Here is a 23145-nt window from a genome sequence, read left to right on the forward strand (position 1 = left end):
AGGGCGGCCGTGCCGTACACGCATGACGTCGCCGTGGTCGGCGCGGGCCCGGCCGGGCTCGCCGCCGCCGTGGAGAGCGCCGAGGCCGGACTGGCCGTCGTCCTCGTCGACGCCGCCGGACAACCCGGCGGCCAATATTGGCGGCACTACGACGAGAGCCACGCCCGTCCCGGCGACCACCGCGGCCATCACGGCTGGTCGGCCTTCACCCGACTGCGCGACCGTCTGGACGTCCTGACCGCCGACGGCCGGATCCATTACCTCCCCGGCCACCAGGTCTGGCTCATCACCCGTGACGATCCCGGCGTGTTCACCCTGCGGGTGACGCGCTCATTCGGCGGGTCCGCCGGACGCGTCGGGGCCGGAGTGAGCGGGGGCACGGAGACCGGGCCGAGCCGGGCGGTTGCGGCGCGGGCGCTGATCCTCTGCCCGGGGGGATATGACCGGCAGTTGCCCGTCCCCGGGTGGGACCTGCCCGGGGTCATGGCCGCAGGCGGTGCACAGGCCCTGCTCAAGGGTCATCGCACGCTTGCGGGCAGGCGTGCCGTCGTCGCCGGAACCGGGCCGTTCCTTCTTCCGGTGGCCACGGGCCTCGCGCGAGCCGGTGCGAGTCTGGCGGCCGTCGTCGAGGCCAACGGCACGCTCGGCTGGCTGCGTGATCCCGTGGGCGCGATGTCGGTCCCGGGCAAGGGCGTGGAGGCGCTGCAGTACGCGGTGCTGATGGCACGCCACCGCATTCCCTACCGCCGAAGGACCGTGATCCGCGAGATCCTCGGTGAGGACAGGGTCGAGGCGGTCCGGATGGCCAGGGTCGATCGCGAGGGCCGTCTCACCGGGCCGGATCGGGAGGTCGCCGCCGACCTCGTGGCCCTCGGCTGGGGCTTCACCCCCTCGCTCGAGCTGCCGCTCATGCTCGGCGTGGACACCAGGAAGGACGTGGACGGCTCTCTCGTCGTGGTCGTCGACGACCTCCAGCGCAGCAGCGTCGACGGCGTGTACGTCGCGGGAGAGGCGACCGGCGTCGGCGGCGCGGCCCTGGCCGTCGCCGAGGGCCGCCTGAGCGCCCTCGCCCTCAGTGCCTCACTTCGCCGTCCGGCGACGGCGGCCGTGGTCCGGCGGTTGCAAAGGGCGATCCGGCGGGGACGGAAGTTCGCCGCCGCCATGCATCGCGCGTATCCGGTGCCGGGTGCGTGGACGGAGTGGCTGGCCGAGCCGACGCTGGTGTGCCGGTGCGAGGAGGTCTCTTACGGTGATCTCCTCCGGGCCTGTCACGACCTCGGCGCGGAGGATGCGCGCACGTTGAAGATGCTGGCCAGGCCCGGGATGGGCTGGTGCCAGGGACGCATGTGCGGCTTTGCGACTGCGGAGATCGCGTCCTGCCTGAGCGGTCGCGAGACCACTGCGGAAGACCTCCGTTCGCTGTCCACCCGCAGCCTCGCGTTCCCGGTGACCCTGGGCGAGCTCGCCGCACTCACGGATGACACGGCATCGGATGGAACGGCATCAGAGGCCACGACGGAGCGGGGCTGAGGCTACCCGGCCCGGTTTCGGTATGAATGTCGTGGTTTATCCCGTCCTCAGGGGAGCCCGGTACACGCATGCTGGTGGAGTGGGTTCGACCGCACGTCCAGCCGTGGATCGAGGAAATCCGAGAATGCCGAGTATGAACCGCATCTGGAGCTCTGCCGAGCAGATCACTGAGCATGCGCTCAGGCAGCAGCGCCAGTTCGCCGCCGATGCGTCGCACGAACTGCGCACCCCCCTCGCCGCCGTCCGTGTCGAGCTGGAGGCGGCGCTGCTGTATCCGGCGGACGCGTGCGAGGCGATCAGCGGGGCGCTTGGGGCCCTCAACAGGCTGGAGACGATAGTGGCCGACCTGCTGCTGCTGGCGGACATCGGGACCGTGCCGCCGGCCGCCGGAGATGAGGTGGATCTGGGGCGACTGGTCACGGGCGAACTCCGGTGCCGCTCGGGACGACGGCCGATCCGGCTCCACCGGGAGGCGGGCGTGACCGTCGAGGGGTCGCGCCCCCTGCTGTCCCGGCTGGTGGCGAGCCTGCTGGACAACGCGGAACGGCACAGCGCGACGATGGTCGACGTGGAGGTCCGCCGGGACGGCGAGCGAGCCCTGTTGTCGGTGGGCAACGACGGCGAGCCCGTGCCCGAGGAGGACCGTGAGCGGATGTTCGACCTGTTCTCCCGGAGGGACACGGCCAGGAGTAGAAGCGACGGCGGCCCCGGCCTCGGCCTGGCCATCGTCCGCGAGGTCGTCGAGGCGCACGGCGGAGACATCCTCGTCCAGGACGCCGAACCCGGCGTCCGGTTCGTCGTCCGCCTCCCGCTCGCGTCGTCTGCCCAGACGCCCCCGGGGGAGCATTGGCCGTACGGACGCCCGCTGGACGCGGTCGCGCCGAATTCGCCGCTCACCTCATCCAGGGAAGTCAGAGAAGTGCGGCACCTCCGGGGACAGCGGGGCGCGGCGGGTGAACCGGCGCACGATCCCTCTATGGCCTTGCTTGCTCAGCTGCCTTTCGAGCCGTCATCCAGGCCGCGATCTGGGTGCGCGACCTGAATCCGAGCTTGGTCAAGATGTGCTTGACATGGCTCTCCGTGGTGCGCTGGGCGATGACGAGCGCGGACGAGATCTCCTTGTTGCCCAATCCCCGGGCGACCAGCTCCGCGACCTCGTGCTCTCGCCTGGTCAGCGGCGACGGCTTCTCCGCCGCCTTCTTCTCCTCGGCCTTCTTCTCCGCGTCAGGCCCGATGCCGAGCGCCTCCGCGGTCGCGTTCTCGACCGTCAGCCCGCCGCCCTGCCGTACGGCGCCGGCGAAGGCCTCGTCGCCCAGCTTCTCCCGCAGGGTGGCGACGCACTGCTCGTGGAACTCGGTGTGCTGGCTCCAGCGGGTGAAGATGCCGGCCGTGCGGCGCACCTCGTCCGCGGCGCCGAGCATGCGAGCCGCGCCGATGAGGTGACCCTCGCTCGCCAGGATCCAGCCGAGCGCCCTCATGCCGATCGTGATGATCAGCCGGTCGTCGAAGTCGCGCCCGACCACCAGGCTTTCGCGTAACAGCGAGATCGCCCGCGCGTTGTCGCCGTTCTGCCAGGCACCGACGGCGACGATGATCAGCACCCAGGAGCGGATCCAGCTCTCCCCGTGCGCCTCGGACAATGCGAGACTCCGCTCGATCAGCTCGGCGGCCCGCCGCCGGTCGCCGAGGTAGTGGGCGGCCGTTCCGAGGGAGAGTAGGGCGCACACCAGACGGAAGGTGTTGCCCGCGGCGGCGTTCCTGGTCGCGGCATCCTCGAGCAGGACGGCCGCCCGCCCGTAGTCGCCCCTGATGTTCGCCGCCATACCCGAGATCAGCGAGGCCAGGCCCATGGCCTGCGAGTGATCCAGCTCGCGGGCCAGCACCCGGCCCTCCTCGACGAGAAGCTCGGCCGCCGCGATGTCACCCTGGGTCAAGGCGGCGTCGGCCTCGGCGCACAGGGCCTCCGCTCGCGTGGCGGTGGGCCCCGGAGCAGCCTCCAGCATGCGGTCGAGCCAGTGACGGCCCTCGCTGTAGAACGCGTTGGGCTTCCAGTGGGTCTCGTACAGGCTGGTGGCGATGTGCAACCCGGTCTCCGCCTCGCCGGGCTCCTGCAGGCAGAACTCCATGGCGGCCCGCAGATGCGCGCGCTCCAGCCGCAGCCGGGTGAACCAGGAGACCTGCTGGGGGCCGAACCATTCGGCGGCCGCCTGATCGACCAGCAGCCGGTACCGGTTCCGGTGCCTCCGCAGCAGCGACCGCCGTTCGTCGGCGCCCAGCCGCAGCCGCCCGAACTCCCGGAGCGTCTCCAGCATGCGATACCGGACCTGTCCCTCGTGCTCCTCCCGCTGCAGTAGCGACTTGTCCAGCAGCGCGTCGACCAGGTCCAGCGCGTCCTGCCGCTCGATGCCGCCGCCCGTGCAGACGGATTCGACGGTCTCCAGATCGAAGTCCCCCTGGAAGATCGACAAGCGACTCCACAGCGTCTGCTCGCTGGGGGAGAGCAACTGGAAGCTCCAGTCGACCAGCGCGTGCAGGGTCCGCTGACGCGGCGCGGCCGTACGGCTGCCGCGCGTCAGGAAGCGGTAACGATCGTTGAGGTGCTCGACGAGCGTGTTCACCGACAACGCCCGCAGACGCACCGCGGCGAGTTCGATCGCCAGAGGGATGCCCTCCAGCCGACGGCACAGCTCGGCGACCGCCGCCTGGTTGTCCTGGTTCAACGAGAACTCGGGCAGCACCGCCACCGCCCGCTCCATGAACAGGGCGAGCCCGTCGTACAGTTCCGGCGCCTTCGCCGTCAGGGGCTGATCCGGGCCGGGAACGGCGAGCGGCGCCACCGGCATCCCGCGCTCGCCCGGGATGCCGAGCGACTGCCGACTTGTCGCGATGATCCGCAGTTCCGAGGCGGTCCGCAGAAGACAGTCGGCGAGCCCGGCGCAGGCGTCGCTCAGGTGCTCGCAGTTGTCGAGGACGAGCAACGTCCGCTGCGAAGACAGCAGCAGGGAAAGCCTGTCCAGTGGGCGGGTCGTGGACTCGTCGCGCAGGCCGATGGTCGCCGCGACCGTCTCCACCACGACTTCCGGGTCGTCGAGGCCGGTCAGGTCCACCAGCCACACCGCGTCGAACGCGCGATGCTCCTCGGACGCCGCCCGAAGGGCGAGCCGCGTCTTGCCGACGCCGCCCGGCCCGGTCAGCGTCACCAGCCGCGAGACGGTCAGCAGCTGCTTGATCTCGGCGAGTTCCCGTTTCCTGCCCACGAAGCTGGTCAGGTCGGCAGGCAGGTTGCCAATCCGCTGCATATGCCGCAAACCGACCATCACTACACGCTAGAGAGGGCTAAGGCGCTGGTCAACGTCCTAGTCCATCGGTTCGCGGAACCCGGGAAGATCTTTGAGTAGCGTGCCCTTTGATGCACGACGAGGCCGGCGGCAGCGCGGTTCGTTGTACCTCAACGGGTTCGGCCGGACCCACCCGTGATCATTACTGGCCTATGCGTCCGTCGATCCGCTCGCGCAACAGGTCGACGTGACCCATGTGGCGGCCGTACTCCCAGATCGATCCGACCAGCACCTCGCGCAGCGACATCGCCCCTCCGCCGCTGCCATGCTGATTCAAGGGATCGTCGCAGGTGATGTCGAGACTGGGCGCCTCGGCCACGAACCGCTCGGCGAAGTCCACCTCCGCACGCCATGCGTCCCACGCCTCCGCCACCACCTGAGGGTCGGGAACAGCACCGTCGAAATCACCGTCACGGTCGGTGTCGGAGGTGAACAGCCGGGGCGCGTCCTGCCCTGCCATCAGTACCCGGAACGTCGCACGCTCCACCTCGGCCAGGTGCCGCACCAGCCCCAGGAGTGACATCGTCGACGGCTCGACGGAACGCCGCGCCATGGCCTCCGCATCAAGACCTGCGCATTTCATCTCCAATGTGAGACGTGCACAGCGCAGGGCTTCGACCAGCGTGGTGCGCTCGCCGCCCAACGTTGGTCCGTTCTCACGCGGGTCGTCGTCGGACGGCCTGCCGTCAGCGGTGAACATGTCGGCTCGTCGTGTCGTGGCCATGGCCGCAATCATCGGCGATGAGCATGGCGGCGGACAACGGATTATCGACGCCCGCACTGATGGTCCGGGTTAGGGCGAATCGTCCCGGGAGTAGAAATGAGACCGATTCCTGTTCCTGGGAGATCAGGGGCTCATTCAGTGGTGCTGCGACGGGCCAGGGCCTGGCCGGCGGGCAGGTCGGCGACGAAGGCGCGGAGAAAGCCGGTGATCTGCTCGAGGTCGTGGCCTTCGGACGCGGCGTCGATGAACTCGTAGAGGCCCTCTTCGATCGCGGCGATCTGCCCGGCGAGGCGCAGGCCCTCCGCTGTGAGGGTCACCTCGACGTGACGGCGGTCGTGTGCCGACACCTGGCGATCCACCAGGCCCGCGGACGCGAGCCGGTCGACCAGACGGCTGGGACTGTTGCCGCTCTCACAGATCAGCAGATCGCCGAGGCCGTTGAGGGTGAGCGACCGGCGATCCTGCAGGATGCGGAGCACCTCGGCCTGGGAGGGGGTGATGCCGAGCGGCCGCAGTGCTTGGCCGAGCAGCCGGTTGCCCTCACGCTGGGCGGCCAGGATGAGGTACCGGAGTTCTTCGGCGGATCTCACGTGGCGGTCTCCCCTCTCGCAGCCAGAGCCCTGGTCACGGGGGCCAGCCGTGACGCCGCCCCCGGGTCGTGGGCGGGAAGGACCACCAGGCCCGGGTTCTGCTCCCGCAGCAGGTTGATCATCTTAGTGGTCTCCGTCAGTTGGCGCTTGTTCCCGACGCCCGGCACATGGCCTTCCTCCAGCAGGTGCGCGTCGTAGGTCAGGTCGCCGACCATGAGCAGTGGCGGCTGCCCAGGGACGCGGACCAGCAGCGACAGCGACCCGGGCGTGTGGCCCGGGGTGGGCAGCAGGACCAGGCCGCCGTCGCCGAACAGGTCGTGGCCGGTCGTGAAGGGCGCGGCCTGAGGGTCGTGGATGGGGCCGGGATCGATGTGTCGCCAGCGTAGCCCGGGTAGGTCGATGTGGTCGCGAAGGAGACCGCGGGGTCCCGGCAAGGGTGCGTCGAGGCTCCGCCATTCCTCACCGCTGATCACGATCTCCGCGCCGGCCAGCTCGGGCAGCCCCCCGATGTGGTCTTGGTGCAGGTGTGAGAGCACGGCCACGCGCACGTCGGCGATGTCGTAGCCGATGGAGGCCAACTGGGCCGTGAGGGTGTCGGCGGCGCCGATGTCGAAGCGGGCCAGCCTGTCGTACACCACTCCGCTGATGCCGCCGGGGAAGTAGTCGGGGTCGGTCACGGAGGCCCGATCCTGACCGGTGTCGAACAACACCAGCCCGTCGTCGTGCTCGATCACATAGACGTTGATCGGCAGCGGACGGGTCCACCGGCGCGAGGTGAACAGCCACCAGTACAACGGTTTGCGTGTGGCGGCCACATGTTCGGGGTGGATCGACACCGTCCCGGTGCTGACCACCGACACCTGCCTGATCGGGCTTGTCGCGCTCTTCGTTTCGCTTGTCATGAAAAATAGATTACACGACATATATGTCGTGTCAACTGTTTGCGGCAGATGCGGTGGTGCTCTCATGCTGTGGAAGGCGATTTCCCGTTGTCGGAGCGACCCAATTGAGCTGCCTCGGAGGCCGACTCGCGCGTAGCGTGCGGCCGTGGACAGCGAGCGCGAGGCCGAGCAGTTGCGAGCGATCGCTGAGGTCGTCGGCATCGCCGAGGAGATCGGCATCGAGGTCTGGGTTCCGGGATGCCCCGTCGGGCGAAGGACGCCGAGGACATCGCCCGGATCCAAGCCGCGTTGCGCAGACCAGATCCATGCGCAGGGTCCGATGAGTTCTTGATACGGAAGGGGTCTACACCGTCATGACAACGCAGATACTCGAGACTCCCGAGGTCGACCTCACCTACGACGTTCACGGCCCGCTGCCGACCGCCGACGGGCGTCCGCCGCTGGTCATGATCGGTCAGCCCATGGACGCCAGCGGCTTCGGCGTGTTGGCGTCGCACTTCGCCGACCGCACCGTGGTCACCTACGACCCGCGCGGCCTCGGCCGCAGCACCCGCAAGGACGGCCGGGTCGACCATGAGCCCAGGATCCAGGCTGCCGACGTGCACGCCGTCATCGAGGCGCTCGATGCCGGCCCGGTCGAGATGTTCGCGAGCAGTGGCGGTGCGGTGACCGCGCTCGCCCTCGTGGCGGCCTTCCCCGATGACGTGACCACCCTGGTGGCGCACGAGCCGCCGCTCATTCCGGTGCTCTCCGACGCCCAGGCTGCCGAGCGCGCCCGGGACGGCGTCCGGGATGCGTACGAGGCCAAGGGCTGGGGTGCCGGCATGGCGGCCTTCATCGCGATGACCTCGTGGCAGGGCGAGTTCACCGACGACTACTTCGCCCAGCCCGCGCCAGACCCCGCCGTGTTCGGGATGCCGACCGATGATGACGGCTCCCGCGACGATCCGCTCCTGTCCGACCGGTCGTGGGCGGTCAGCAGCTACCGGCCCGACGTCGACGCGCTTGCCGCGGCGCCGACGCGGGTCGTGATCGCAGTGGGGGAGGAATCCCTGGACACCTTCACCGCACGCACCTCGGTGGCGACGGCCGAACTGCTCGGTCAGCAGGCGACGGTCTTCCCGAGCCACCACGGCGGCTTCCTCGGCGGCGAGTTCGGCTACGCCGGGCAGCCTGAGGCCTTCGCCCGCAAGCTGCGCGAGGTCCTCGACGCCGCCGGCTGACGGTCGCCCTTCTCATCGTCACGCGGTGTTCGTCTGGCTTCTCTCACGCTCGGACACATGACGAGCCGGCGGACACCGCGGTGAAATGCGGTGGCCGGGGGACGACCGGCCCGATCGCGGCATGCCGCGTCACCAGCAACGTGTTCGGTCGCTTACGCGCATCGATGGCCAGCGCCGAGCAGGGCCACGGAGGTGCACGTGCGCGAGCCTTCCTGGCGCCGGCCTGCACGAAGGGGTTCTTGTACGACGCAACGAGACTCCGAACCCGGGCTGCCGGCTCAGTGCGAAGAGATCAGTATCCGGCCATGCGGTGGTACCACCATTTGTCCAGCTGCCATGGGCGCAGTTGACAGGGGCGGCGTTCCGACGCATGCCACATCTCGACTCCGTGAACCACCCGGAGGCGTCCGCGGAGAGGCTCGGCCAACTGGAGCGCTCCCCGGATTACGGTGTCCGGTCTCACCTGCCTGATCACGTCGGGTCCGGGTTCGATGAGATCACCTCCAGGCAACCTAACAACTCATAAATTACGAATTAATGTTGACATGCTGCCGTAACGAGATACAAGATCCCTGGAAACAACCACCTCAGGAGTGCGGACATGACTGGGTCTGGCAGCCGGTCGGGGACGTTCCTCGAAGGTCTCGGAGCCGCTGTGCGCCGTGGCTCACGTCGGCTGGTACGCCACCCCCGCGTCGGACATCTTGAGCAAGTCCTCCCAGCTGGGCCGACGTGAGCCGGACGACTGACGTGCTCCTGGCGCAGCGGGCGAACACACGGCGCCGCTCGCGCCGGTGCGCACCCCGCGCGGGCGCGGGAGCGAGGTGAAGACGGAAGTACGAGCCGGCCCAGAACAGGAAGTCCGGCAAGTAGCCCATCGCGGCGTCCGCCATTCCCCGGCAGCAAAGGAACCCGATGTGAAACGACATGTGCTCACCGCTGTGACCGCCCTCGTGGCCGGTCTGCTGGTCGCGCCCGCGACCGCCCAGGCCGACGCGGGTACCGGCGTGGGTGCGGGGGCGACAGGCCGACGGCCCGCACCTCAGCAGGTGGTCAGCCCGACGCCGTACCAGGGCTGGAATACCTACTTCGGCCTCGGCGGCGTCTTCTCGGAGGAGTCCGTCAAGGAGGTCGCCGACGCGCTCGTCTCCCGCGGCCTGGCCAAGGCCGGCTACGACATCGTCTGGCTGGACGGCGGCTGGCAGGACCCGGAGCCGCGGACGGCCGCCGGCGACCTGCAGGCCGACCGGACCCGTTTCCCCGACGGATTGAAGCCGCTGGTGGACTACATCCACAGCAAGGGCCTGAAGGCCGGCATCTACACCGACGCGGGGCCGTACATCCCCGGCAGGTGCGGACTCGGCAGTCACGGTTACTACCAGCGAGACGCGGACCAGTTCGCCGCCTGGAAGTTCGACGCGGTGAAGGTGGACTTCCTCTGCGGGATCGCCGCCAACCTTGACCCGAAGACCGCCTACACCGAGTTCGCCCAGGCGCTGCGGAACAACGCCGGCCACCGGCCGATCATCTTCAGCCTGTGCAACCCGGTGACCTCGCCGGACTGGGGAAACTACCCGGAGGAGCAGCAGTCGACGTTCTCCTGGAGCTACGCCCCGGCGATCGCGCAGTCCTGGCGGACCTACACCGACGTCGGCTTCGTCGGCGACATCAAGTTCAAGGACGTGCTGCGCAACTATGACGCCAACGCGCGGCACCCCGAGGTCGCCGGGCCCGGTCACTTCAACGACCCGGACTACCTCGGCCCCGAATTGGGGATGACGGACGAGGAATTCCGTACCCAGATGACGCTCTGGTCCGTGGCCGCCGCGCCGCTGGTGATCGGCAGCGACGTCCGCAAGCTCAGCCAGACCTCCGTGGACATCCTCACCGACCCTGACGTGATCGGGATCAACCAGGACGCCGCCGGTGTGCAGGCCGTCCGCGTCGGCCCCGCCGGTACGACGGAGACCTGGGTGAAGCGGCTGGCCGACGGCGACCGGGCAGTGGTGCTGCTCAACCGGGGCGACAGCTCGAAGACCCTGACCACGAAGGCGTCCTCGGTCGGCCTGTCCGGGGGCCGGTTCACCCTCAAGAACGCGTGGACGAACCAGGTCACCGAGAGCGCAGGCATCATCAGCGGGGCCGTCCCCGCCCACGGCGCGGCGCTGTTCCGGGTCGGCCGGGCCCACGGCACGCCGGGTCTCCCGCACGTGGTCGCCGGCCTGCCGCAGGTGACGATGGTCGGCAACGCCCCGGTGCCGGACGGGTCGGCGCCCGTGGCCGCCGGTGGCGACGAGGCGCGGGTCGAGGTGGCCGTGCGCAACGACGGCACGCGGCCGGTCTTCTCGCCGCGGGTCAGGTTGACGGCGCCCACCGGCTGGACGGTCCGTGAGCTCAGCAAGGCGCCGAAACTGCTGGGCTCCGGCCACGCGGCCACCTTCGCCTTCGCCGTGGCCCTCCCGGCCACCGCCGCTGCCGGTAGCGCCGCACTGACCGCCACCACGTCGTACGACGTGATCGGGCACGGCCGCCCGCAGCAGACGACGGTTTCTGCGGTGGTGGTCGCGCCGGTGCCCCCGGACGGCGAGGCCGTACTGTCACACCACACCTGGATCAGCGCCACCAGCGGGTGGATGAGCCCGACGGTCGACCTCAGCGTCGGCGGCGGGTCACCGATCAGCATGCTCGGCCAGGTGTACCCGACCGGCCTCGGGGTCGCCACACCGTCCACGGTCCGCTACTACGTCGGTGACCAGTGCAAGCGGCTGACCGCGACCGTCGGCCTGGACGACGCGGTGCGCAACGTCGGCCCCGAGGGGGCCACGTCGACGTTCCAGGTCATCGGCGACGGCCGGGTGCTGTTCGACAGCGGAGTGCTGACCCGAGACGACGTCCGCCAGGTCGACGTCGACCTGACCGGCGTCCGGATGCTCGACCTGGTCGTCGGCGACGCGGGCGACGGCGGTTACAACGACCGTGCCGACTGGGCGGGTCTGAACGCCAGTTGCTGAACCGGACGGTCGCACCCAGGTGATGATTCATCTGGGTGCGACCGCCGTTGCCGGGTCTGCTTCCCGGCGCGGTCGTCCCGGTGGTGGACGGGGGCTGGACCGCGGTGAAAACCTCATCCTGAAAGATCGACAGGGACGAGGAAGAAGGGGGGCGAAGAGCATTGGCACGGTATGCCCGCCGCGGCGTCCACGGGCAGACCGTCGAGGTCATCGCGCGCCGCATCCTCGCCGGAGAGATCGCCGCCGGTGAAACGCTGAACATGACGGCGCTTCAGGAAGAGCTGGACGTCAGCCTCACCGCGCTGCGGGAAGCGCTCAAGGTGCTCTCCGCCAAGGGCATGGTGGACGCCCGGCAGAAGCGCGGCACCTTCGTCCGGCCTCGCGCGGACTGGAATCTGCTCGACGGTGACGTGATCCGTTGGCAGTTCGCCGAGGGCGCCGATCCGCGACTGCTCGACAAGTTGCACGAGGTCCGCAGCATCATCGAGCCGGCCGCCGCCCGCCTGGCCGCCGGCCGGGCGACCGAAGACGACCTGGCCGCGCTGGCCGGCGCACTGGACGAGATGGCCGCTGCGAACGGCGACCCGGTCGCCGCCGTCGCCGCCGACCTGAGCTTCCATCGTGCGCTGCTGACCGCCACGCACAACGAGTTGCTGGAGCGCATGGAGGTCGTCATGGAGACCGGCCTCGCGGAGCGCGACCGCCTGGTGCACGGCGGCGTCGAGCCGCATGACGACCCGGTGCCGAGTCACCGGGCGGTGGTGGACGCGATCCGGGCGCAGGACGCGACCGCGGCCGAGACCGCCATGCGGGGATTGCTGGAGAAGGCCGTGCGGGACGTCGAGAAGGCACGCGGATGAAGGTCGGCCGGACCTGCGCACTCAACGCCGAGCACGCCGGCCCCCTCCTCTGTCCGCCTTACGGCCTGAGCCTTACTTGTCCCCCGGAAGCGCGAGCATGGCCAGGAGGGCTTTGACTTCCGTCTGTTCCTCTACGTGCGCCTCGCGCAGGAGAAGTACGAAGTTGCGGCGGATCAGTGGATCCAGCAGATCGACCACGCGGCGCATACGTTCAGGTGCCGTCCGCTGGTGGTCGTAGCCGAAGTCGTTGAGCGTGATCATCAGCATGAGATGGGCCGCAAGGAGCCTCTGGTACTTGAGCCTGCCCGGCTGCAGTCCGTCGAGGAACATGAAGATCGACCGATACGTCTCCGGCTCGTCATCCAGGGCCGCGGTGAAAGCCCTCCGCAACTCGCCCAAAGTCATGTCCCCGTCGCCGTCGGCGGACGCCAGAAGCGATGTCACCATGTCGGACAACTGGCCCTGGAAGAAATGCTCAGTGGCACGGGCCGGGTCATATGGAAGGCCTTCGAACAGACTCGCGTCGGTCCATATGCCGATGTTGAGTCTCAAGATTTTCAGGAATGCCAGATCTCCCTTTGTGGCCACCGTGGCGTCGACATAAATAGCGGAATCCGTGAACTGCTGGATGACGCACCAATGCGAGATGAGACGCTGAGCAAACGTCCTGGAATATGATCCGCCAGGGTACCGTCCCTCCAGCACCAGCCAGTCCTTCGCATCGGCCAGGCGCACGAAGTTCGCCAATCGATCGTTCAGGTCAGCCGCCGTCTCCAGAATCCGGCCTTTGTGTCGCGCGATATGTTCCCGAAGTGCCTTCCGTTGCTCAGACCGGTAGTGCAGGTCCAGTTTCCGTGACTCGAGTCGACTGTCCAATCCGTATTTCAGAGTGGGCGCCAAGAGTACGGTCATCACCGCTACGGCAACCGATACCACGGCGGAGATCAAGGCCGCGGCCAAGGAGGGGTCGATTGATTCTAACCATCCCAGCATGATTCTCCTGAAAGGCCGGCCAAACCCCGGATCCCTATTCCACCCGGTCTGGAGGGCGAAGGCGTACCCGGCTTCCAAGGAGTGTCCTCAGGCAGGCCCGCCACAGCAAGTGAACGAGCGACTGAGTGATCGCTTCGTGGCGCGATCTCGCGCGGCCATCGCTGCAGGCGGCCCTTCGGGAAACCGGCGGAGGACGGCAAGGCGGCGGTTCTCCTTGCCCGGACCGACCTGAACCGATGGTGTCCATCGGATGCGCCGCGTTCGATCTCCCGGTCGACCGCCCCCGCCCATCGAGTCCGACAGACGTCGTCGCCGTCCCTCGCCCCGGTATAGACCGGCTGTGGCAACAGTCGCCGTTGTTGCGAATCCGATACATGGCGGTATGGACCAAAACTTTAACTTCTGTTTACCCTGACAGCCTGAGACCCCTACATAAGGGATCTATCCGCCGCCCAAGGCCGCCAACCGGTATAGACCAGTCACCCCCCAAGAGCAAGGCGGTAATCGAGATGAGCAAGAAGATCGCCGGGATGGTCGGTCTCCTGGCCGCGTGAACTCCCCACCACCACATCAGGAAGCTGCACGGACGCTGCAGCGCCGAACGGGTCGCCGGACATGTCCAACCAATGCCCGGACGCGGCCCGTGCTGGAGGTATGCGGTACCCCGATTTAAGGAGTGACGTGAAGATCTCGTTCCTATCGGCGAAGCGCGAGCAGAGAAGGGGCCGCGGCGGAAGTCGACGGCCTCGGGCCCGCGCGCTCTCTGCTTTGACAATCGGTGCGCTCCTCGCCACAACCTTCACCGGTGTCACGGCGAACGCCGCACAGGCCGGCACGGCGTCGACCTCCCCGGAATCACCCCAGATCGCTCCTCTCCCGGTTTCGACGAGCGCCACGGCCGAGAGCGTCAATCTCGCGCTCCTGCCGGGTGCGGTCGCCTCCGCCAAGTCTCAACGCATGACCGCCCCCGCTGCGACGTACGCGCCCGCCAACGCCATCGACGTCTTCGTCCACAACGGTTGGACCTCGAACTATGCGTCGGTCGGTAACGGCTATGACCCGGCTCAGGACTGGTTCCAGGTCAAGCTGGCCACGCCCGCCCCGGTTTACGAGGTGTTCAGCCGCTGGACGTCGCCGGCCAAACCGACGGAGTACGACCTGCAGGTCGCCACGGACGCCGACTGCCAGACGTGGTCGACGGTCGCCCACGTGGTGAATCCGAGCGACAAGGATTCCCAGGTCATCGATCGCAAGGACCCGATCTCCTGCGTACGGATGCAGGCCCTGGCCACGAATTCCACGACCGGATACACGATCAACGAGTTCGAGGTGTGGTCCGGCCCCAAGCCGGCGCCGGTCGTGGGCCAGATCATTCCCGTGCCGGTGCAGCAGACGCCCGGCACCGGTCAGCCGTGGGAGCTCACGGCTGAATCCCGGATCGTGGTCTCCGGCAGTGGCCTCGCCGCCACGGCTGAAGTTCTCGCGGGCTACCTGCGGCCGGCTACCGGGTACGAACTCCCCGTGGTGACAGGTTCCGCCACCGCCGCCGATATCGCCCTCGCCGTCGCTCCAGTGGCCGGCCTTCCGCAGGGCAACGAGGTCGCCGCGGCCGAAGGCTACTCCCTCACGGTGTCGAGTACGGGCGTGAGCATCGTGGCCCCGAACACCCACGGCCTGTTCAACGGCTTTCAGAGCTTTCGGCAGTTGTTGCCGGCGGCGACCTACTCGCCTTCGATCGGCGTGGGGCCATGGACGGCACAGCCCATAACGGTGGTGGACTACCCACGTTATGAGCATCGAGGTCTCCAGCTCGACCCGGCCCGTAACTTCATGACGGTGGCCGAAGTCAGGTCCATGATCGACCAACTGGCGGCGTTGAAGGGCGACCAACTGCACCTGCACCTCAGCGACAGCCAGTCCTGGCGCCTCGAGATCAAGGGCTACCCGGCACTGGACGGCACCGGGTGCAACGGAGCGGCCTGCCTCGCGGGTTTCTACACGCAAGAGGACTTCAAGGGCCTGGTCAAGTACGCGGCCGATCGGTTCATCGAGATCGTCCCCGAACTGGAGGGCCCGGCCCATGCCACGGCGGCGGTCACCGCCCTGGGCGGCCGCGCGGTCGTGGGTTGCCAAGGCCAGACCCAGACCGACCGGTTCTGCACCAATCCGAATGACCCGGCCAGTGCTCGGGCCCTCGCGTTCTGGAAGGACGCGATCGCGCAGCTTGCCGCGATCTCTCCCGCACCCATCATCCACATCGGCGGCGACGAGGCCATCGGGATGCCCCACGAGGACTACAAGTGGTGGATCCGGCAGATGGAGATCATCGTCAACGACAACGGCAAGCGGATGATGGGCTGGAACCCGGCGCTGGAAGGGTACGCACCGGGGTCCACCTCCATCAACCATTACTGGTCCGACTACACCGGCGGTGGGCCCGCTCTCATCAAGCCCGAGTGGTTCAACCAGGGCCGGGACGTCATCGTGACCCCGGAATACAACGCCTATCTCGACTTCGGGTATGACGGCTCCCCCGGCAGGACGCCGCGGACGGAACTTCTCCAGGCCTACTCGTGGGACCCGGAATGGGTGTACGAGAAGTACCGGTCGGTCTGGGCCCAACCCGCTTACGGCGGGCCGAAGGCTGAGGACATCCTCGGTATCGAGGCGCCCATCTGGGGCGAGCAGATGCGTGGGCTGGCCACGAACGAGTACATGGTCTTCCCGCGGCTGGCCGGAATCCTCGAAAAGGCCTGGTCTCCCAAAACGCTCAGCCAGGACTACGACGCGTATCGGCAGCGGCTCAGCGTGGCCGGACCCCGGTGGGCGTTCGCGAACGTGAACTACGGCACCATCTCCCAGGTCACCTGGAGCCCGGCGGCGATGGGAACGGTCGCCCGGTTCGGCGTGGACAAGACCCTGAGCAATACGCCCCTGGCGCGTCTGACCGCCGGCTCGATTCCGCCCGGCAATGTCGCGGCCGTGATCGATTGGGGCGACGGATCCCCGACGGAGGCGGCCAGTGTCGCGGGACGCGATTACGTGGCGAGCCAACGGCAAGGGAGAAGCCTGATGTCGGTCAGCGGGAGCCACACCTATCCGGCGGACCAGGCGTACCACGGAACCGTCACCTTCAGTTATCAGGACCAGACCTGGGTCGTGCCGTTCGTCGCCGGACCGGATTCCATTTACGGTGCGGTCACCGGTCCAGATGGTGGGACCCTGTCCGGGGTGCGCGTGACGGCGCACGATCCGGAAACGGGAGCGACCGTCGGCACACCGGTGACGACGGACGAGCACGGGCGCTACCTGCTCAGCGTTCCGGACGGCACGTATGACGTGTGCTTCGACGCAGAGCAGGCCGAAGGTGCCGGGGCTCAGTTCGGTTTCGTCTCGGCGTGTTCGCAGGGAATCACGGTCGGGGCCGTGAACGTCGGCGCTCATGATCGACAGCTTGCCTCCGCCTGCACGACGAAGGTGACGGGCCGGGTGAACGAGCCTCTGCCCGTTTCCTCCGGACTGACCTGCCTCGACGGCGCGGTGGTCTCCGGGCCGGTGACGGTCGCGGCCGGCGCGGGACTGGTCGCGGTGAAGGCCAAGCTGTCCGGGCCGCTGTCGGTGACCCGCGCAGCTCAGGTACGACTGATCGATTCTGTGGTGAGCGGGCCCGTCTCGGTGTCCGGGGCCACGGGTCCGGTCTCGCTCACCGACACCACGGTGAGTGGTCCGGTCACGGTGTCCGGGGTCACGGGCCGGCTCTCGATAAGCGGCACGAAGGTGGGTGGCCCGCTCAGTGTGACGGGCAACTCGGTGCAGTCGGCGCCGGTGATCGCCGCGAACCATGTCGGTGGTCCGCTGTCCTGCTCTGGCAACACCCCGCCGCCCACGAACACCGGGAAGCCCAACTCGGTGTCCGGCCCGAAGACGGGACAGTGCGCCGGGCTGTAACCGCTGATTCCTACGACGAGACGTGATGGTGGGACGAAGCGCTCCGCGGACGTGGAGCGGTTCGTCCCACCGATCAAGGAGGATCAGCCCAGCGCCGAGCCCCCCGAAGGCTTGGGCACGCATTGGGCAGGAACGGCCGCAAACGAAGATCGTCAGCCGTAGGCGGCCGGACACAGGGAACCCCCGTACGACTGCATCTCTGCAGTTCGGCGGGGGTTTCCGCTGTTTAGAGCGAGCGCGCGTTCTGCAGGATTTCGAACCTGCGACCGTCCCCCGGGCCATCGAAGCCGTAGGAACCTTTTCTCGTGCCCGTCGGTACTACCTGGTGAGTCATCCCACTGGGCAGGAAGGCGAAGCGTGGACGATCAGGAGGTACTCGACAGCGGAAACGGGACACGCGTCGCGCGCTGGGTGGTCGTGGCAGCAGGCGTGTTCGTAGTGCTGCTGGCAGCCGTGACGGCCTGGCCTAGGACGGCCGGGATGCGGTCCGCGGACAGTCCGACGGCGTCGGCGGCCACGCTCACGCCGTCCGTGCCGGCATCGGCGGTGGCGACCGCGACGGCGGTGGCTCCCGGGATCTGGATAGGCGTTGAGAGGGCCGACGAAGACCGGCTACCCCGGCTGGAGACGGTCCTGCCTGACAAACTCTCGCTGAACGGCGCCACTCCGCTATCCGCCGCGCCGATGGCGCGGGCGCTGGCGTTGTTCCAACGAGGCGGCGAGGGCGACCCCGGCCCGGTGCTCGCCCTTGGGGGCGACGGCGGATTGCGCGAACTGGACGACATCGGGTTGGCCAGGGTGACCGACCGGCATGGGAACGAGCAATCTGCCTTGGACGACACCTCGCTGAGCCCGGACGGACGTATGGCGGCCTTTCCACAGCGGGATGAGGTCGTGGTCGTCGACCTGACTGACGCGACCTCCCGCCGCTGGCCGGTGCCCGGCTTCAACGAGAGCGTCTCCTGGCGTCCGGACGGCGTCACGCTCGTGGTCGAGCAGGAGGAGGCGGTGTACCTGGTGGACAGCGACACCGGGAGGGTCAGGCATCCGCCGTACCCCGGGTTCGGGACGGTGGCGGGCGGAGAGCCGGAGACAGACCTCTACCGACTGCACAACCCCTCATCGCAGGTGGCTGAACTGACACGCTGGGACACCTCTGGGACCCTGCTGAACCGCATGCGCGCTCGACTCGCCGTGGGCACGGGCGAGTGGTGGGGGACGGGCTGGCTGCGCGGCGGACGTATCGCCGGGGATGTATTCGGAGCCGGAGGCCCGCGCCCCTATGCCGACGTCATCGAGGCCGAAGTGATCGTGGTGCTGGACGCCGAGACAGGGCAACTCGCCGCAGGACTTGTGTTGCCGGGGACGGATCGGTGGACGGGGTGCTGTCAGGTGATGGGCTGGTACGACGAGGACACGGTGCTGTTCGCCAGTCGGGGCCGGCCCTCCCGGCTGCTGGCCTGGCGGGTGTCCCGCGGCGAGCTGCTGCGGGTCGCCGACCTGCCTGACAACGCCATGGTCGCGCTGGGAGACCTCAGGCGCGGCTGAGAAAGCCGCTCGCTGTTGGAGTCTGTGAAAGCCACCGACGCCGATGACTATGCGATTGTCGGGGCAGTGGAGGCATTACGCGGGTGAGCGTGGATTGTCGGTCGCTCCGACGGGTGTGATGAGGCCGGTCTCGTAGGCCAGCACCACGGCCTGAACCCGATCCCGTAGGTGCAGTTTGCCCAAGATGTGGCCAACGTGGGTCTTGATCGTGTGCTCGGATACGACGAGTTCGACCGCGATATCCGCGTTGGTAAGGCCTTTGGCGACGAGGGTGAGGACCTCCGTTTCTCGTGTGGTCAGCTCGGCCAACCGCTCGGGGCGCACCGGCGGTGTCGAGCGGTCAGCTCGGATGAAGTCGGCGATGAGCCGCTTGGTCACGGCCGGGGCCAGAAGAGAATCGCCTGCGGCGATGACCCGCACGGCTGTGACGAGTTCGGTCGCGGTGGCGTCTTTGAGGAGGAATCCGCTAGCGCCCGCGCGGAGCGCCTGGTAGACGTACTCGTCGAGGTGAAAGGTGGTCAGCACGAGCACCTTGAGCGGCTGGTCGGCCGGCGGCACGAGACCCGATGAGAAGTCCGATGCCGGGTCGTCGTGCGCGGACCGCGTGAGCAGTCGGCGGGTCGCCTCCAGCCCGTCCAGCTTCGGCATCCGGATGTCCATCATGACCACATCCGGTCGCTCACCCTGCCGGCTGAGCTCCGCAATCGTCGCCAGCGCCTCCACACCGTCTCCGGCGGTCCCCACCACGGACAGATCCGGCTGCGCATCCAGCAGGAACGTGAATCCTTCCCGCACCATGGCCTGGTCGTCGACGATGAACACCCGCGTCACCACAGTGCTCCACGATGGTCGGCGGTCACCGGCACCGCGGCGCTGACGGTGAACCCGCCGTCCGGTCGTGGCGCGGCGGCCAACTCGCCGCGCACGATCGCCATCCGTTCACGCATCCCCGCGAGACCATACCCGGACCCTGCCGGTACCGGCCGGACGGGCCGGGGCGGCGGATCGTTGTCCACGGTGACCAACACCTGGTCGGCCGCGTGCCGCAGCTCGACGCGCACCGGCGCTCCGGGGGCGTGTCGCCGCGCGTTGCTCAGGGCCTCCTGTACGACTCGATACACCACGAGGCCAACGGTGGGCGGCACAGGGAGGGGGTGCCCGTGCACCGTCAGCGTCGCGGGCACGCTGGAGGAGTGAGCCTCGGCCACCAAGGCGTCGATGTCACCCAGGCCGGGCTGCGGTGCGAGGTCCACTTCGTCGTCGTCGCGGCGCAGCACGCCGAGGAGTTGGCGGGTCTCGTTGAGCGCCTGCCGGGTGGCGTCGCCCACCGCGGCGAACTCAGCGCGTACCGGATCATCATCCGTCGCCGCGCGCAGGGCGGCCAGCCGGTACGGCGCGCTCTCCGTCCGCACCGCGATAAGAGACAGATGGTGCGCGATGATGTCGTGCAGCTCACCGACGATGCGGGCGCGCTCCTCCAGTACGGCCCGCCTGGTCTGCTCCTCGGCCACCGATCGGTTCACCACGTCGAGTTGCTGTTCGATCCGGTCCTGCCGGCCGACGCCCAGGCCTGCCAGCGTGGCGGCGCTCACCGCGAGAATCCCGGATATCCCGGCGCCGGACAGCGGCCCGGCGCCGACCGCCATCCCTGCTGGGATGACCAGCAGCAGGCTGACTCCGGCGACGGCCAGGTCGCAGGGAAACGGACAGCGCGCGATCGTCATCATCAGGACGGGAAGGTACAGCAGCATTCCGGCTGTCCAGGGTGTCCCGAGGTCGTGCCCGCCATCCCCGTGGGTGAGCATCGCCGCAACGGCCAGTGTCAGCACGGTGCCCGCGACAGTGAATCGCCAGGCGGTCAACGGCCGACGCCGCATGAGCAGAATCGGAACCATGTGCAGCAGGACGACGATCGGGACCACCGCGCCCCCGTAGGTGGGGAGGTACCCGTTGCTGATCTCGCTCGCGAACAGCACCGCCACCGCGAGCACGAGCAGCGCCCGCTGGGCGTACCGTTTCCGGCCGGTGCCCCAGGCGGACGGCGCCAGGTCCCGGTCCCGCCCGGTGACCAGCACGTACCGCAGCGCGTACCCGGCCCGACCGGCAAGCCCGCCGAGGCCGAGTCTGCCTGCCGTGCTGTCCATACCGGCCAGGGTAACCAGCCGAGAATCCGTCGGCATCGCTCTGTGGGGCGATCCTGAACGTCACCATCAGGTCGCACTCCCGCCGCGCGGACGGCGACGCGGATGAGGTGGGAAATCAGTCAGCGGGCCGACGCGGATGAGTCCCCGTGACTCCCAGCCTGTCCGCATGGGTACCGTACAACCGCACGCAACCGCCGTCGTCGATCCCAACCCGCGCCGCCTCGCTCGGATGCTTGCCGGCGTCGGGTCGCTATGGATCGCTTGCGCGCTGGCCACCGCGCTCGCCGGCGAGCTGGGCCGGCCGGGCGGCATCGACCTGATCCGCCCCACCTTCAGCGAGCTGATCTTCACCAACCTCGGCGCGCGTCTAGTCGGCATCAGCATGATCGCGCTCGCTTTCGCGTCGATCTGCATCGCTTTCGCGTTGGTCGACCTGCGAGCGCCGGACGATCGCCTCGCCTGGGTGCTGTTCGCCGGCTGGACCGGCGCTCTGGTGATGGCCGCGATCTTCCCGATGGCGCCGGTGGGAGCGCCGCCGATCTGGCATGACACGCTGCACCGCTACACCGCGCTGGTCGGGTTCGTCTGCCTGCCGGTGGCCGGGCTGCGGCTGGCCCGTCGATTCCGAACCGATCCCCGCTGGCAATCGACGGTGGCCCTCGTCCGGCTCCTCTCCACGGCGAGCCTTCTCGGCATCGCCGCGTTCGTCGCCACGTTCATTCCTATCGATGACCCTATGTGGCTGCTGGGCGCACGTCAGTACAGCGGCATCGCCGAGCGCGTACCGCTGGTCACCAACATCGCGTTGCTGGCCACGCTGGCGGCGGCAGTACTGCGTGCCGACCGTCCAGCGCAGATCGATCTGTCCATGGGGTTGGCTTGTCGGGTGCGGAAACTCAGCCGCCGAGGTTGACCTGGGGGTTCGTGGCTCGAGCATGATGAGGTCTCGGGCATCCTGCTGACGATGTTGTGGTCCTCGCTCTACCTCATCCTCGGGCGTGGTGCTTCGCCATCAGGCCGCCGTATTCGCCGTCAGGTGAACCGGCCCGATCTCCAGCCGGGGGATCGGGCCGGGCTGCCATTGCCCGGAGCGAGCGACGGGAAGCGAGCCCGCTGTCAGCTTGGGAAGTGTATGGATTACGGCTCGTAGGGCCGCTGAGCTGGGCTTCGGGCTGGTCATGAGTGACCGTGGTTGACCCCTCGTCGCCCTGTCCAAGTGCACGCTAATTGCACGATGATCAAGCAGGTAGCCTGGTCTTCGCCTGCACGGCGCGTACGCCACGCCTTCTGATCATCTCGGAGCGTAAACGCCGGCGCCACGGTCGGGGCGACCTCCAATCCAAGCCCCTCTGGCATATGCCGTTCGCCGCCCTACTGCATGCTCATCCCATACGGGTGGTCGAACGAGACCGGGCAGGTGAAAACCCACAGCGCATACCCACGGCCGATCGTGATCGCCGTCGGGTCCCATCGGTTTGGGTACTCGTGGAACTCACTCTGGGGCCCGGCGTCCTCCAGGGGCCGCCAGCTCCCCGTCCTGTCCCACTCTCCACCGCCGATCTTCAAGAGCAACTCCATGTCGGCGCCGCAATCGCACGCCATCTGCTGGGGGCCGCTGAGATTCCAGGAGGCGTAACCGCCCACCTTCCAGCCGCCGGCGATCGACAGCTCGGAGAAGTACCGGTGCCCGCTGGATTCCTCCCAGATCCGAATCCGCTCCCTCAGATGACCGGGCAGAAAATCCTCGTAGGGGTACTCGACGACCTGCTCGGGATGCAGTACGCATGGCTCAGGCAGGTAAGTGTCGTACTCCATGATCTCTGGCTCGGGCTGTTCAGCAAGCACGTCCGTGACGTCGGCCGAACGACGCCAGCGCAGGAGCAGCGCAGGGCAGGAGAGGGGGGCATGATCGCGGGGACACCAGAGGATCTGCATGACATCGGCACCGGGCGGTCCCACTAGGTCTGGCACGTCCCGCAAGAAGAGTTGGGCGACGGCCAGCATGGTGGTCGGGGTATCGGGGTCGGGGTCCTCCTCCTCAAGGCGGTCGAGTTCGGCTCGTTCCTCGGGTGTGATGGCGAACTGCTCGCCCCTTGGTGTCCGCCCCCAGGCTGCCGACAGAATGCGTCTGCGGTGACGCTCGGCGTCCAGGCGGGTGAAGTCGCCCCCGTCCTCGTGCGACTCTTCGCACAGTGGCCATGACTCGTCGGAGGGCCAAAGCAGGGGACCGCCGATCGAACTGTCACGCACGCCGGGTGTTCCAGGCCGCGGATGCAGGCGCGTGGCCGTCCGGGCTAGCGGTGCGATCTCAGGAAATACAGCCGTGATGTCAAC

At 68.4% G+C, this 23145-nt stretch carries 17 protein-coding genes; 9 read left to right on the plus strand and 8 right to left on the minus strand.

Features of this window, described 5'->3' with window-relative positions:
- The first annotated feature begins 9 nt into the window (after window positions 1-9).
- Entirely contained in the window at window positions 10-1530 is a 1521-nt protein-coding gene (locus Psi02_RS28375) for an FAD/NAD(P)-dependent oxidoreductase (RefSeq protein WP_239095228.1), read from the plus strand.
- Window positions 1531-1663: 133 nt separating this feature from the next.
- A complete protein-coding gene (locus tag Psi02_RS28380; protein ID WP_203978908.1) occupies window positions 1664-2572 on the plus strand; it encodes a sensor histidine kinase in 909 nt (302 codons plus the stop codon).
- Here the strand turns inward: Psi02_RS28380 and Psi02_RS28385 are convergent.
- The 4 genes from Psi02_RS28385 to Psi02_RS28400 all read right to left on the minus strand — a co-directional run bounded on the left by Psi02_RS28385 (window position 2505) and on the right by Psi02_RS28400 (window position 7084).
- Window positions 2505-4829: an ATP-binding protein gene (locus Psi02_RS28385; protein ID WP_203978909.1), complete on the minus strand. Its 2325-nt coding sequence runs from the start codon at window positions 4827-4829 to the stop codon at window positions 2505-2507. The two genes, Psi02_RS28380 and Psi02_RS28385, sit on opposite strands and share 68 nt — an antisense overlap.
- Window positions 4830-5010: 181 nt before the next feature.
- Complete coding sequence (locus Psi02_RS28390) at window positions 5011-5592, minus strand: DinB family protein (protein WP_239095229.1); 582 nt, start codon at window positions 5590-5592, stop codon at window positions 5011-5013.
- A gap of 131 nt (window positions 5593-5723) precedes the next feature.
- On the minus strand, window positions 5724-6182 hold the full coding sequence (locus Psi02_RS28395) for a MarR family winged helix-turn-helix transcriptional regulator (RefSeq protein WP_203978910.1): 459 nt from the start codon (window positions 6180-6182) through the stop codon (window positions 5724-5726).
- Window positions 6179-7084: an N-acyl homoserine lactonase family protein gene (locus Psi02_RS28400; RefSeq protein WP_203978911.1), complete on the minus strand. Its 906-nt coding sequence runs from the start codon at window positions 7082-7084 to the stop codon at window positions 6179-6181. The genes Psi02_RS28395 and Psi02_RS28400 overlap by 4 nt, the downstream gene beginning before the upstream one ends.
- 145 nt (window positions 7085-7229) lie before the next feature.
- Here Psi02_RS28400 and Psi02_RS28405 point away from each other — a divergent pair, with 145 nt between their 5' ends.
- The 4 genes from Psi02_RS28405 (at window position 7230) to Psi02_RS28420 (ending at window position 12178) form a co-directional block, all read left to right on the plus strand.
- Window positions 7230-7415, plus strand: a complete 186-nt coding sequence (locus tag Psi02_RS28405; protein ID WP_203978912.1) for a hypothetical protein — start codon at window positions 7230-7232, stop codon at window positions 7413-7415.
- Between the two features lie 22 nt (window positions 7416-7437).
- A complete protein-coding gene (locus Psi02_RS28410; protein WP_203978913.1) occupies window positions 7438-8307 on the plus strand; it encodes an alpha/beta fold hydrolase in 870 nt (289 codons plus the stop codon).
- Between the two features lie 917 nt (window positions 8308-9224).
- A complete protein-coding gene (locus tag Psi02_RS28415; protein WP_203978914.1) occupies window positions 9225-11318 on the plus strand; it encodes an NPCBM/NEW2 domain-containing protein in 2094 nt (697 codons plus the stop codon).
- A 161-nt stretch (window positions 11319-11479) separates the two neighbouring features.
- A complete protein-coding gene (locus Psi02_RS28420) occupies window positions 11480-12178 on the plus strand; it encodes a FadR/GntR family transcriptional regulator (RefSeq protein WP_203978915.1) in 699 nt (232 codons plus the stop codon).
- Between the two features lie 72 nt (window positions 12179-12250).
- On the opposite strand, the gene Psi02_RS28425 is transcribed toward Psi02_RS28420, so the two are convergent.
- Entirely contained in the window at window positions 12251-13171 is a 921-nt protein-coding gene (locus Psi02_RS28425) for a hypothetical protein (protein ID WP_203978916.1), read from the minus strand.
- A 615-nt stretch (window positions 13172-13786) separates the two neighbouring features.
- Here Psi02_RS28425 and Psi02_RS28430 point away from each other — a divergent pair.
- A complete protein-coding gene (locus Psi02_RS28430) occupies window positions 13787-17119 on the plus strand; it encodes a family 20 glycosylhydrolase (RefSeq protein WP_203978917.1) in 3333 nt (1110 codons plus the stop codon).
- 357 nt (window positions 17120-17476) lie between these two features.
- A complete protein-coding gene (locus tag Psi02_RS28435; RefSeq protein ID WP_203978918.1) occupies window positions 17477-18667 on the plus strand; it encodes a TolB-like translocation protein in 1191 nt (396 codons plus the stop codon).
- A gap of 75 nt (window positions 18668-18742) precedes the next feature.
- Here the strand turns inward: Psi02_RS28435 and Psi02_RS28440 are convergent, their stop codons facing one another.
- Both Psi02_RS28440 and Psi02_RS28445 read right to left on the minus strand, forming a co-directional pair.
- Window positions 18743-19501 (minus strand): response regulator, encoded by a 759-nt coding sequence (locus tag Psi02_RS28440; RefSeq protein WP_203978919.1) that lies wholly within the window; start codon window positions 19499-19501, stop codon window positions 18743-18745.
- Window positions 19495-20811, minus strand: a complete 1317-nt coding sequence (locus Psi02_RS28445; RefSeq protein ID WP_203978920.1) for a sensor histidine kinase — start codon at window positions 20809-20811, stop codon at window positions 19495-19497. Before Psi02_RS28445 ends, Psi02_RS28440 begins: the two co-directional genes overlap by 7 nt.
- Window positions 20812-20977: 166 nt before the next feature.
- Here Psi02_RS28445 and Psi02_RS28450 point away from each other — a divergent pair, with 166 nt between their 5' ends.
- Entirely contained in the window at window positions 20978-21724 is a 747-nt protein-coding gene (locus Psi02_RS28450; protein ID WP_203978921.1) for a DUF998 domain-containing protein, read from the plus strand.
- A gap of 458 nt (window positions 21725-22182) precedes the next feature.
- Here Psi02_RS28450 and Psi02_RS28455 read toward each other — a convergent pair whose 3' ends face one another.
- Entirely contained in the window at window positions 22183-23061 is an 879-nt protein-coding gene (locus Psi02_RS28455; protein WP_239095230.1) for a hypothetical protein, read from the minus strand.
- Window positions 23062-23145: the final 84 nt, after the last annotated feature.

Source organism: Planotetraspora silvatica, from assembly GCF_016863315.1.
Taxonomy (GTDB): domain Bacteria; phylum Actinomycetota; class Actinomycetes; order Streptosporangiales; family Streptosporangiaceae; genus Planotetraspora; species Planotetraspora silvatica.